The sequence below is a fragment of the Photobacterium sanguinicancri genome, from assembly GCF_024346675.1.
Lineage (GTDB): Bacteria > Pseudomonadota > Gammaproteobacteria > Enterobacterales > Vibrionaceae > Photobacterium > Photobacterium sanguinicancri.
Genome location: NZ_AP024851.1, coordinates 1,507,641 through 1,521,362 on the forward strand (window position 1 = coordinate 1,507,641; position 13,722 = coordinate 1,521,362).

The window sequence follows — 13,722 nt, forward strand, 5'->3', positions numbered from 1 at the left end:
GTCATCTTTTCGGTAATACCATGCTAACTCTTAGGGGAATTATCCATCGATTCTAAGGCTCGTACACGACGCTGTTGGTCAGCAGAAAATGTCTGATGGCGAAGTTCGTCAATTGCAGTCAGCTGTGCGTCTGCATCAAGGTTGTGATCCGCGGAAATTTCAGCACGAAGCGCTAAATAGTTATCAAGCTTGAGTTGAAAGGCTTTACGATCAGTACGAAGTTGTTCCAGTCTATCTGCGGCCTCAGTTCCGACTAATGCTTGCTGCTGCAAATATCGATTTTGATCATCTAATGCTTCGGTATCATGAATTTCTGTTAGTAGGCTGGCATTACGATAGCCTTGCTGTAAATCTGGCGAGAGCTGATCAAGCTCTTGTTGCCACGCTTGTTGATAGGCCTCTTTATCTTGGAATTGTTCTTTTAATCTCAACTGCATAAGCGCAAGTTGACGCATCGTATTTTCATTCGCAAACAAAGTTTGCTGTTCTGCGGCTGAAAAATACCTCAGTTGTAAAGCAAGTAACTGATCATCGAGTTGCTGCAAGGCGTTAAAATCGAGGTTTTGAAAAGCGCCCGATTCAAGATCAGCTAAGGCAGCACGATATTCAATAAAGCGTTTAAATAAATCCTCATCAAGCTGATAACCCTCAGCCTGTTCTTGATTGAAGCGCAAGAAATTCGCTTTTAATGTCTTCAAGTCTTCTTCGCCAAGCCCTGCTAGAAAGTAATCAAATGTATCACGCGCCGAATCTTTATCTATATCGGTATCTTGTTGTGAGTGAACTTGAACTTCAGTGATTTTGGTCGGCGACTCAAGGTTGAAATAGACCGCACAGGCAACTCCAACAATGCATAATAGCGACAGTACGGTCTTTTTCATTGTAATTAGAGTCCCTGAAGTTGTAAGCGGTTAGCGTGCTGACGATACAAAGTCGTTGGCGCTGTCTCGAACAAATGAGTAACACCTAATAGGCCGTTTATTTCATCGAGGTGATTCATCTTGTAATCATTACGAATCACTTTCCCTAGATGCGTACTACACTGCCCGACAAGACCGTCATTGGGTTCATCAAACGCTAACCCTAACACCACCATCGCTGCGTCAGTTGGATCTAACGCATTGGTAAAGTTACGGGTACCTGTCCACGAATAGTAATAAACGCCATTAGCCGCAACATAATCGCCTTCACCACACTCGGTTACTGGCACACCTTCTGGGTATTTCTGATTGAACTGCAATGAACCTTGGGTTGTTAACGCAGCCAGCGACGCTAATGGATCTTGTGGTAAATCTCCGCCGCCAGAAAGCAAGTTAATCAGCGAAACTAATCCTTCTGCTAATTTCACAGCAACGCTTTCAGGAATCGAGCCTTCAGGAATGGTCCCTCGCGCAATATCTGCAATACGTGAACCTTTGTTCACTCCCCCAATACTTGTTACCGATGCAACGAGCTCAGGCGAAACAGACGCAACATAACGCGCAGTAGGTCCACCATGACTATGGCCAATCAAATTGACTTTATCTGCCCCTGTTATTGCTAATACATTTTGTACTTGCGCCAGTAATTGCTCACCACGCAGTTCTGTACTATTGGTCGCTGAAATTTGCGCAACATACACTTTTGCGCCGCTCTTGGATAAGGCTTGGGGAATACCATAAAAGTAATCAATACCCGCTAACGTATCAAAACCAAATAAACCATGTACCAACACAATCGGGTATTTAGTCGCGGTATAGCCTTTTTGACTAGCTCCTGTAGCACTCGTGCTGCCGTAGCTTGATAGCGGTAACATGCAAAGCATTAAAGTAATTAATAAACGTTTCAATTTTACTCTCCCTGTTAGAGATCCGATGAGTAAAATAACGCTAGCATGTAATTGGATGCATATATAATTAAGTAACATAAATGTGATCTTAATTACATTTTTAATATACAGTCGCAGAATTAACTTTTAATGAATAACAAGAAATGAAGTTTAGTATTCGCGGAGTAATAAACAACCAAATAAGCCCAGTCATTAAGGATGACCGCTAAATTGAAATAGCTGGCGGTTGCTTGCTGTGTACTTGATAAAAATATGATTTTCACATTAAAGCACAAGTAATAAAACACTTATAAAATATTCAAACGAGAGATTTACATAACGATAAGCAAGTCGATCAATCATGACCGACTTACTCTGAAAGCCTTGTTAGAAGTTGTATGTTGCCCCCAATTTGGCGTACGTTTCATAACCTTTAGTTACTTGTGAATATTCACTCGAAAGTTCCACAAATGGCATGAAATCATATTCAGTCATTGTTACTCGGGCTTCTAGGTTTACCCACTGATCCTTGTGTAAGTTCTTACCTATGGTGTTATTCATTTCTTTCACACCAATCACTTTCGCCTGCGCATAGAAAACATCAAGCTGCTTACCGGCATAATAATCTAAACGAAGTTGTTTAGAACGTTCGCTATTCGTTTTTTCAGTTTCAATATCAGCACGAACACGGAAACCATTATCAAATAATCCTTCAAATGGGCTACCTGACACAGTCAAACCCGCTTTAGCAACATTCACCGCATTATTTTTCTGTTCATATTCAAGCTCAGGGGTAAACTGAACTAAGCCGTCTTTATTAAACTGATAGCTTAAATTAGTTTCTGTGCTTTGGGACAGGCTTTTGAAAGAGGCATTAAACCCATCATAACCTACACCGACTTTATAACCCGTCACAGCAGGTTCTGCTAAACCGCTGGTATTAAACTTATGGTCAAACTCTAATAGTCCACTTAATTTATCATCGGCTAAAATATTACTAGAAAATAGAGCTGCTACGATAAGTAATACTGATTTAGATTTATTCATACATCCTACACACTTAGTTTAATAAAAAACAACCATCAAAAGCACTCACACTGTAGTGAGTATTAAAGTTAGTTGGTTGTTTCAAGTTTTCTAAATTATGCAAAAAATTATTGAAATACGAAAATAAGGACCTGTAAGCAAGACTAATAGTCACGACCTAAGCTACCTTCGCACGCAGCACCCCACTAGGAAATAAATACCTTGATTACATCTTATGTTAAGTCAGCCTAATAGATCCTATTTCGATCCCCGTTGCATCATTAGTTAACATTGCGACATATAGCAGGGAGCTATTTTGTGTATAGGAGTACATCTTGGTTCAAATTAGATTGGGGGAACAATGGATTTTTCACGTCAACTCGCAATTGCAATGCAAGAATATGGGAATGGATGGTCGAAGCGGTGGCCCGAATGGGCAACTGGCAATGGGAAAGTAAAAGCATGTACGCCCATACGTATGAAGCGTAAAATTCATGATTTTCGACTGAAAGAACGTAAAATAATGCGCCTCGGCTCATTTATAGGTGGCGATGAGAAAACGAAACATCAATGTCTTATTTGCGATCATGAGTTCCTCACTAAGCCCAATAATATCACCAGTGGTGGGCACGGTTGCCCTCGGTGCGCACGCCAACGCAGTAATCTCAGCTGTCGTCATAGCCAAGAGCAGTATATACAAAACTGTCTAGAGCTTTCCGTTCGCCCTCTTGAAGACTACCAAGGTTCTGGCTTCGCCATTTTGCACGAATGTATAAAGTGTGGGCATCAGTGGCGGGTAACTATCGGGAATATCCGACACGCAGGTGGATGCCCTGAGTGCCGCTCTCAAAGTAAGTTAAATCAAAGTAAGCTAAATCAAACTATTTGGGGATAACAAATCATTCTAGCGCACTTAACAATACTTAAAGAAGCTACCTAGATGACACTATATTAAGTAAATTAAGCTCTGTCCTATGGACGACACATGCTCTATCACAGAGCTTTGTTAATCATATGCTTTTTCATCTTATATCATGATGAGACCACTCCCAGGTTGCTAGTGCTTCCTGGGATTTCTTTAATCGACAGTCAGGCTATTCCAGATAAATAGACGATAAAAGCCATCCGCTTACCCGCTAACTTTACCTTTCTGTTTTTAGAATTAAATTAAGATCATACAAGCAAAATTTATGATTTATTAATTCCAGAAAAAAGTGCAACGCAGCCAACAACATGAATATTCACATTTGAAAAGTTCTTTTCTAACGCCAGCTTTAATGTTGATAAATCATCATTAGAGTTACTGAAAATACCCTTACTATTGTAGAAATTCATTAGTTTTTCAGCAAACATATTTTTTGGTACTCCTTGGCCAAGTATTGTACTACCAAAGAGTATCCCACCATCATTTAGCACCTCTTTTAGGTATTCAAAAATAACACCTTTTTCTGAAAATGAACCAGGAAGGCAGTGCAGTAAATAATTAATGCTAATTGAATCAAATTTATCACAGCCTAGTGATAAAGGTTCCAAAACATTAGCTCGATAAATTTCTGGCTTGAAATGCTGAATGGCATTTGCTGTTGAATCCAAGCTATTTTCATTTAAATCAACTAGGCCAACTCTTCTTTCAACCTGTGATAAGTGATTTTTCAAATAATATCCTGTTCCAACGCCAACATCGAGATGGTTTATTGAAACAAGCTCTTCAAATTTCCGACCTATCAATGTTGTTGGGCACTTCCATAAGTAATGGTTAGAAAATCCTAACACCCACAAATCATAAATTGAAAGTACTTTCTTTGTGTAAACTGCCTGTCCGGCGACTACCGCTTCTTTATGCATTATCAGCCAATCATCTATTATCTTAATCAATAAATTTAACTGAAATATCGGTTCTATCAAATCTTACCAGCTAAAGAAAAAAGACATACCCTCCAACAAGCATGCTAAAGAATGAGCACCGCGAAATTAATAACCCATTGATTATTTTTATACGCCATAAAATAAATGGAAAAATTAGCGCACAGTTGTTGACCCGCCTATGAGGTAAGGGTTGAGAATGTTCACAACGGTTGAGATCAACGACGTTAGATGCTGACTGAGTTCATCACGACAGCCTAGCCTATTAAACAATATCGTCTCTTTAATCGAAACATCTATTGAAGTCACTAAATCAAACTATCGGAGTTAAACATGCTAAATAAATCACGCTGGATTGAAATAATGAAAGCCGCAGGTCTTACAGATGAAAACATGAAAAATTGGCATAAACAATTCGAAACAATGGAACCAGAAGCGCACCAAGCATTTTTAGAATCGATAAACATTGATGCTGAAGAGATCAAAACAATTCGTCATTGGGCACAAGCTTAACAACAATAGAGTGCGGTTCAGTCATTGAGCCGCGCTTTACCCTATAATCACTCAAAACTAGTCACCCAAACCCCGTCGCATAGCACACATGACAAGGCTTACGACTTAACCTTTTTAATCAATCACCTTCTATTCTCAATTATTTTTTGATAACTATTCAAACTCAACGCTATTTATCACTTCATTAAAGCCTTCTATGATCTACCGTATCAATCGCAATCAACACAGATAGATATAAACAACCACTTAAAGGATATCAGCATGGCCCTTACCATTATCGCGAATATTATTGCTAAAGACGATAAGATCGATATTGTGAAATCAGAGCTTATAAAGCTCATCAATACAACACGAGCAGAAGAAGGGTGTATCAATTACGATTTACACCAAGACAATGAAAATCCAGCACATTTTACCTTCTATGAAAACTGGACTTCACGTGAGTTGTGGCAAACACATATGGCTAACAACCACCTCGCCATCTACATGGCTGAAACCGAGGGTGCTGTCGCATCATTTACGTTAAATGAAATGACTAAAATCGGTTAATCAAACCGTCATTGCACCAAGTAATTTGCTAGACACTGTAGAGTTTCATATCAAACAAAAACAATTTATATCGGTTATAATTTGAATAAAGCTATGACCGATACCTTTATGAGGCTGGAAAATATCAGCTCACTTCCATCTTATTCCTGCAGAATATACTCATTCATATTTGCTGCTTCAAAGCACTTTTTGGATCTGAGCATATATTTCCAACCACAGATGAACCCGCTTTTATTCCTTTAAAAACAAAACACTCAATAAGATACCCTTATTGCAGTTATGGTATTAGTGTTTTGCTCCAATAAATCTAACGACTTTAGATTTATTAACCACATCATTTTGTACACTCTGTAGCCTATTTATAAAATACTCAGCAACACTTTGATATATTGAATATTTTTCTGGAAATTAATACTTTAGGGTTATAGTATTCAAGTCCTATTCAGCAAGTATAATTGAAACTAGATGCATCAACATATATGGAATGGATACCTCAAATGAAATGTAACTGTACTCAAGTTAAACGCATTCGCCGCAACTTCTGGCAACGTTTAGTCTATACCTCAATTCACCAGTGCCAGCAATGTGGAAAAATCTTTAAATTATAAATCGCACACATTTGGCTCCACATCCAACCTAAAGCTAAATTAACAACGCTCTACGCTCTTGGTGATACTCTATAGTGACCACTTTTCATCAGCAAGTGTAGGTAACCACAACATAATGTCGTGACCTACTTTAGTGCTTTGCTCATTTAGAATAATGAAATAAAAAGCGCACAGAATAATTTCTGCGCGCTTTTCGTTTATTTGGTTATTTGCTTATTTAAATAAAGTCTCTATACATTATCGTCGACCAAGCTATGATCATCTTGCTGAGCCGAGTGGTCATCATTGTCATACGATGAACTATCATCCATCACATCTATGCCGCCATCTCTGTTGTCACCCTGCGTCCAATCACCGCCTTGGCTATCCTCGCCCTGCATCCCTTGTGGGTTATCTTGTGCGCTCTGACCAGACTGCATTGCATGCGCATCATCAACATCGATAACTATCTCACCAGTCGCGCCATCAACAGGCTCTCCAATATCCGTCTGGCCTTCAAAGTTGATTGTCGTTGTCCCTTCATGCTCATCGGAAAGTGTCATGGTTACAGGGCGCGATAAATCGCCGCTCACGGTATAAGAACCATCATCATTCATAATGCCGTTTGATATGGTGGCCCCTTCTGGCAAGTTACTAATCTCAACCTGATCAACATCGGGATTATCAGCAACCTCATCAGGGATATCGACACGTACCGTACCACCTGGTGCAGCATTGAGATCAGCGTCTTCTGACTGGCTATCTTCTGCGCCCCCTTCAGCTTGTTCGCCCTCAGCGGTCCGCGTTTGCGTATCGACATCTTTTGCTTCCGGCTCGCTAGCCAGCGCTACTTCAGGAGCAGCATCAGGATCGCGATACTCATCCACCGTCAGGGTTAAGTCGTGCTGCGTTTTGCTTTCGCCATCTGAGGTGGTGACATCAAGTTCAAGGTTTCCATCAAACTCTTCATCCGTCCAGAACATCCAGCCACCCTCACCGTCCTCGATTAAGGTGCCAGCTTCACCATGGTAATCCACTGCAGCAACATCTAGGCTGCCATCAAGACCCAATGAGGTTAAGATATCACTTGAGCTTAACTCAAGCGCACCCTGTTCATTGAGCATAAATGACGATTCAGGTTCAGCGACATTCACATTAAAGTGGCTACGAATACTTTCTTGTCCATCAGAGGCGATAAAGGCAATTTGCGCTTCACCGTTGAATCCCTCGGCTGGCGAGAAACTGTACTCACCCTCACCCTTTGTTTCTAATATGCCTTGCCCTGACATCAGCTGCACAGACTCAATGCTCAACGTATCGCCATTAGCATCGGATAGTTGTGCCAACAGATCACGGTCATCGAAGGTTAAGGTATTGCCGGCATCAAGGTCTGTTGTGGCGATACTGTCTACCCGTGGTGATTCATTACTTGTCCCTTTCTCTTCCTCGCCCTTACTTGGCGTCGCCTCCTTTTGATCCGCAACAGCGATAGTGCTTTGCACATCAATCGTATTGCCATCATTTATCACCTGATAGGCAAAATCAACATCCCCCGTGAAGCCTTCAGCAGGTGTAAACGACCACGTACCATCATTGTTATCCACCAGCTCGCCCTGACTGCGATCAATTAAATGAACACCCTCAACCTCATCACCTTTGCTTGTCTCTATACCATCAGCCATAGCAAGTAAGTCATCCATGGATAACACTAAGGTGTCACCCGCTGTGGCATCAAAATCAGCATACGATTCGGTCGGTTGCGAGACCTGGCTGGAGGACTCTTCACCATAATCGGCCGTTGTCGCCGACACAGTGATAAAGAAGCTGCCCGTAAAGTCTTGAGGCGGAGTAAGTGAAAGATCGTCCATGCTCCATGTTGTGACATCAAGCACTTGGTTTTCTTCCGTGATAGTTATGGTATTCACACCATCAGACACTTCAAACCCGACAGGGAAGCCAGTAATCACCAAGTGACTCAGTTCTTCTGATGCGTCGATCATCTCAACATTTAAGCCAAGTAAACCCGAGGAATCTTCGTCAAAAACGAGTGGCCCTTGATGATCCGTCGTGATCACCGCACCGTCAGCGACAGGACGTACATAAACAGGCATCTCTAACATGGCGGTTAAACCATCAGGGTCTTTTACTTCAACTTGTAGCTCAGCCGTGCCTGAATAATCCTCTGCGGGGGTAAAGGTCCAACTACCATCTTCATTTTGTTCAACCTTTCCACCTTCTTCTCCTTCGGCTGTAATAATGCGAGAGATCACCAGATCATCACCGTCAATATCACCAAACAGATCCAGCATATCGTTAGCGTTAAAGGTAAAAGCGCCATCTTCATGGGTCGTTAGGTGAGCGTTACCGCTGCTAAATGGCGCATCATTAACAGGCAGTACATCCACCTTCATTGCGCCTTCGGTTTTATCATCGCCATCAGACACTGTGTAATTTAGCTCAATTAAACCATTAAAATCAGGCGGCGTAATAAGGTGGTACATCCCATCTTGCTGAAGCTGTAATTGACCATTAGGCGGCTGTTTTAATGACAGATCTTCTAACGTCAGTTTGTCACCATCAGCATCGCTGGCTTGTTTGAGGATATAAGCAGGGTCTATCACTAGCACTTGATCTTCATCGACATTGAAGCTCAAGTTAGGTGCGACAGGTTCGTCTTCAACCGGAGTAACATCAACAGACACTGTCGCTGTATCCGTCGAGCCATTACCATCAGAGACGGTATAGGTGAACGAGGCTGGACCGTTGTAATCAGGTTCTGGTGTAAAGACGACATTACCATCGTCATCAAGATGTACCTTACCGTGAGTATCATCTGTCGCTTCAACCCCCACGATCGTTAAGGTATCACCATCTACATCAGTATCATTCAGTAAGAGATCAGCGGGATCGATCACTAACTGGCCATCTTCTTCAACTTCAATGGCGCGTGAATGGATGCCTTCTTTGACTTCAACAAGTTGATCGGTCACATCCAGAGTTTGATCTGCGGTACTGTAATTCAGATCCAAATTCATGGCATGTGTCACTTCACTGCCATCGGGTTGGATCGTCGTCATCTGAATCTCTTCAGACATAGTACGAGACACCGTCATATTCTGCACCACATAGGTGCCGTTACTGCCTGTTGTTCCTAGTGTAAAGTGGTGCACTGGCACATCTGTGGTAAATACGTATTCATCTTGGTATTCACCCGACTCGCGATAGCCCCCTTGTGCATCTATTATATTGCCATCAGAATCATAGGCTTTAATCATCACTTCGGTTGCATGACGACTGGTTTCATCAAAATAGCCACCAAGACCATCTAATTGGAAAGTAATTTGGTTTACGTCTTCCCCTTCGACCGTCACTGTCAGCAATTCATTGGTATCTAACCCTTGGCGGCTTTGATTACCTATTCCAGCACCCACATGGCTACCCGCTCCATTCCATGCGGCTAATTCACCTGTATTCACTTGAGTGGTAACAGTCACACCATCTTCTTGATAAACAGCGGTATCGCCATCGACTGCCCCCCAATCTTCTACTTTGGCTTTGCCATCAAAAACTTTGGTATCGGTATTGCTATCAAAGCTACCAATACGAATATCGCGGGTATCAGCTTGGATTTCTTCGGTATTGGGCGTGAACTGCACTTGGGTATCGGCTGGATATTCAATGCCAACAACCATATCAGCCCATTCACCCTCTTCAGTTTGATACTGTACCGAGCCATGCTCAGGGGCTGCATCTAGACGGATCATAGGATCTGAACCATCTAGGCGATCATCATCTTTCGCCACCACAGGATCATTGACTGGGTTGACTGTTAGATCTAAGCCAGTCGAAACCGTGTATTCACCATCGGTTACGTCAAAGGTTAGATCTAAATCGCCATTAAAGTTCTCCGCTGGTACGATCGTAAATGATCCATCTTCGTTCGCAGTGACCTGACCAAAGGCCTCTAGCTGTAGGTTCTCTGCCACTAAGGTTTCGCTGCTATCAATATCTGTGGTATGCATTAAAAGCTGGGCTTGGCTGAGTGTAATACTGCCATCTTCATCCACACTGTAGGCAACATTGCTGCTGACTACGGGGCTGTCGTTTATCGCCAGTACATCAACATTCGCCGTTGTTGTCGCCGTTGCCCCTTCTTCATCTTTGACGGTCACATCAATCGCAACGTCACCATCAAAATTGGCATTGGGTGCAAACGAATAACTGCCATCGCCATGATTTGTCAGGATGCCATCTTCGCCGCTATAACTCACGTCAGCGATACTGACCCCACCTTCGACATCACTGCTGTTGGCTAGTAGTTGTTTGTCATTGAAGGTTAAAATACCGTCTTCATCAACCGAATAGGTCGTCGTTCCTGCCACAGGGATATCGTTAACCGCATCGACGGTAATATCGATATTGGCAGGCGTAGAAATGGTGCCGTCATTCACAGCAAAGCTTAAATCCACCTCACCGTTAAAGTTCTCGTTAGGGGCAAAGGTATAGCTGCCGTTGCCATGATCAGTAAAGACACCATCAGCGCCGTTATAATTCACCGACTCAACCGTTAGATCATCACCATCAACGTCTGTCGCTCCTGCTAACAAATCCTTATCTGTAAAGGTTAACGAGCCATCTTCATTCATGGTGAAGGCTTGGTCATCTACCTTGGCAGCATCGTTCACCGCGGCAACGACCAAACTCGCATCCGATGACACCACGCTGCCGTTGTCATCACTGACATTAAAGCTGATCGACAAATCACCATTCACATCAGTATTTGGCGTAACAACGAAAGATTTATCACCTGTTTCGCTGTCTATCACCGTTTTGAAGCTGGCATTATCAACCTGAAGGTTAGTCACCATTAGGTTATCACCATCAGCATCACTCGCATTGGCCAGTAATGCTGCTTCAGTGATGATAATTTCACTGTCTTCGAGGGTATTGAATTGCAGTGGGCTATTTTCATCAATAACAACGGGATCGTTCACCGCTGTAACATGAAAATCAAGCGTCGTCGTGGTAGTTGCCGTTTCAGGCGAATCCGTTTGCAAGGTACTGCTTTCGACAGAGATAGCAGAAATAGTTAATGCAACATCGCCATTAAAGTGTTCTGCACCTTGGAATATCAGTTGGCTTACATCCCACCCAGCCACATCGGTGCTATCACCATCTTCACTAGCCGTAAAGGTATTCACACCGTCAGTTAGCGTTGCGCCATCAGGCAAGCCGTCGATCACCAATGATTGTAAAGATTCAGAGCCGTCAGTATCGGTTAGTGAAGCATCGAGGTTAATCGGCACAGCTTGATCTTCGCTGATCACTTTTTCTATGCTGATCGCATCCAACAAGCCCCCCAAACTATTGTCGTCTGGCGAATCAAATTCTAATCGAGGGTTATCTTCTGTCGCGGTAAATTGATAACTATGGTGATGCCAACCCGCATCATCTTCAATCAAGGTATCAACAAGCTGCCCTTCAAAGTACACATCAACCTGAGAGTCTGTTCCTTCATATTGCAAGCGAGCAGACATATCGAACTCTAACGTGACAACGTCACCCTCTTTAACATCGAGTGTCGTATATAAATTCGATTCATCACCACGATTGGCTTCCAACTCAATCACACCGCCACGGTTATCCCCCACACCGTAGACATAATCTTGGTGGATTTCGATCGCATTGTTGGCGTTGTCGGTATGCCAACCTGTTAGTGCACTATCATACCCTTGCCCATACTCCACTAACGTCATATCGGTTAACGACACCGTTAACGAAGGTTCATCGGCATCTGGGGTGATGGTCACTGGTGCCGTAAACTCAGCATCAACGGTGCCATCGTTAATCACTATTGTGAGGTTGGCATCACCGCTGTAATCTGGGTTAGGCGTATAGATCCAATCACCGTCTAGATTTTGTTCTATGTGGCCGTTTTCATCTGCGGTGATCTTAACGACAGATAACGCATCGCCATCAACATCTGTGGCATTATCGATCAAAGAGGCTTCGGTAATTTTAATCGAACCATCTTCGTTCACCAGATAGGATGTTTCAGCCAATACTGGCGCGTCATTAACCGCGGCAAGGTTAACGTTGCCCGTTGCCGAGGTAACAGCACCGTCGTTATCGTCAACATCAAAAGTGAAAGGTACATCACCGTTGTAATCTTCAGTTGGCGTAAAGGTAAAGGTGCCATCTTTATTATCAACTAAGCTACCGTATTGCTCATCAATCTGGAGATTTAGTGCAGTCAGGTTTGTACTATCGACATCCGATGCATTTTGCAGCAGCATCGCTTGCGTGAAGTGAACCGTATTATCTTCGTCACCCTCAATCACGGTCTCTGATACTGTGGCGGCATCATTGACGGCGGCAAGATCGACCTTGCCAGCAGCTGGGGTCACTGCGCCATCGTTGTCATCCACATCGAAGGTAAATGGCACCTCACCGTTGTAATCATCGGCTGGTGTGAAAGTAAATGTGCCATCTTTATTATCAACGACGTCACCAAACGCGGGATCAATACTCAGATTCACCGCAGTCAGCTGATCACTATCAATGTCAGTGGCATTTTCAAGCAACATTTCTTGGGTGAAGGTAATGCTAGTGTCTTCTGTACCTTCAATGAGGGTATCAGTCACCACCGCCGCATCATTCACATTCTCAACTTGAATTTCGAAGGTTTGCGAGACGGTTTCAGTATCGAAATCGTCTTCAACAGCGAGCTCTTTGGTTTGGGCATTGGCAACATCAACTTGGAAGGTTTCACTGGTGGTTGCCGTATCAAAATCTTCGGCCTTCGATTCTGCAGTGGCAGGACTTACGCCACCTCCTGCCCCCGACTGTTGATCTGCACCTTGTTGCGAGGCTTGATTTTGTTCTGCTGATGATTCATCACTCCTCGCACGTTCACCACGCGAACTACCACCTCCAACAGCCTGCGCTCCCACTCCACCGCCACCACCAATCTCTTCACCTTCTCGGCCATTATCTAACGCTGGCGTTTCACCTTGATTGTCACCACTGCGCGGCCCGCTTGGGTCTTCATCTTTTGACTGGCTCTCTTGTGCGCGACGCTGCCCACTTCGACCACTCTGTTTAGCGGCACCAGCACCATCATCGGAAACCATGTTTGCTTGGGTGTTTTGATCGGCCGACTCAGCCCCCGTTGCCGTTGTAGACGCCATGGTACTTTGCTGATTTTGCCTGTCCTGAGCACGGTGTTCATCGGTGCTTTCATCTGGCGTCGCATTGTGTTCAACCGCATCATTGAGTGTGTTGTCTTTCGCGTCATGCTTGTCTTGATGCTTGTTCTTTGCCATCACTGGCCTCCGTGCTCATGTCAGTGTTCGCATACAAAGTAAATTTCCCTTT

At 43.3% G+C, this 13,722-nt stretch carries 8 protein-coding genes; 3 read left to right on the plus strand and 5 right to left on the minus strand.

The genetic code is table 11. The features are described 5' to 3' along the window. Positions 1-23: 23 nt before the first annotated feature. The 3 genes from OCU87_RS23670 to OCU87_RS23680 form a co-directional block, all read right to left on the minus strand. Positions 24-881 (minus strand): lipase secretion chaperone, encoded by an 858-nt coding sequence (locus OCU87_RS23670; protein ID WP_261858709.1) that lies wholly within the window; start codon positions 879-881, stop codon positions 24-26. A 5-nt stretch (positions 882-886) separates the two neighbouring features. Next, complete coding sequence (locus OCU87_RS23675) at positions 887-1,795, minus strand: lipase family alpha/beta hydrolase (RefSeq protein WP_261859359.1); 909 nt, start codon at positions 1,793-1,795, stop codon at positions 887-889. A 399-nt stretch (positions 1,796-2,194) separates the two neighbouring features. After that, entirely contained in the window at positions 2,195-2,854 is a 660-nt protein-coding gene (locus OCU87_RS23680; RefSeq protein ID WP_261858710.1) for a hypothetical protein, read from the minus strand. Between the two features lie 340 nt (positions 2,855-3,194). Between OCU87_RS23680 and OCU87_RS23685 the strand changes: the two genes are divergently transcribed. Next, positions 3,195-3,728, plus strand: a complete 534-nt coding sequence (locus tag OCU87_RS23685) for a zinc-ribbon domain-containing protein (protein WP_261858711.1) — start codon at positions 3,195-3,197, stop codon at positions 3,726-3,728. A 293-nt stretch (positions 3,729-4,021) separates the two neighbouring features. Here the strand turns inward: OCU87_RS23685 and OCU87_RS23690 are convergent, their stop codons facing one another. Further along, complete coding sequence (locus OCU87_RS23690) at positions 4,022-4,678, minus strand: class I SAM-dependent methyltransferase (RefSeq protein WP_261858712.1); 657 nt, start codon at positions 4,676-4,678, stop codon at positions 4,022-4,024. 351 nt (positions 4,679-5,029) lie between these two features. Here OCU87_RS23690 and OCU87_RS23695 point away from each other — a divergent pair, with 351 nt between their 5' ends. Next, entirely contained in the window at positions 5,030-5,209 is a 180-nt protein-coding gene (locus OCU87_RS23695) for a MerR family transcriptional regulator (RefSeq protein ID WP_261858713.1), read from the plus strand. A 261-nt stretch (positions 5,210-5,470) separates the two neighbouring features. Continuing rightward, positions 5,471-5,758 carry a putative quinol monooxygenase gene (locus tag OCU87_RS23700; RefSeq protein ID WP_261858714.1) on the plus strand — a complete coding sequence of 96 codons (288 nt, stop codon included), beginning with the start codon at positions 5,471-5,473 and terminating at the stop codon, positions 5,756-5,758. 838 nt (positions 5,759-6,596) lie between these two features. Here OCU87_RS23700 and OCU87_RS23705 read toward each other — a convergent pair. Further along, positions 6,597-13,670 (minus strand): tandem-95 repeat protein, encoded by a 7,074-nt coding sequence (locus tag OCU87_RS23705; RefSeq protein WP_261858715.1) that lies wholly within the window; start codon positions 13,668-13,670, stop codon positions 6,597-6,599. Between the last annotated feature and the right edge of the window lie 52 nt (positions 13,671-13,722).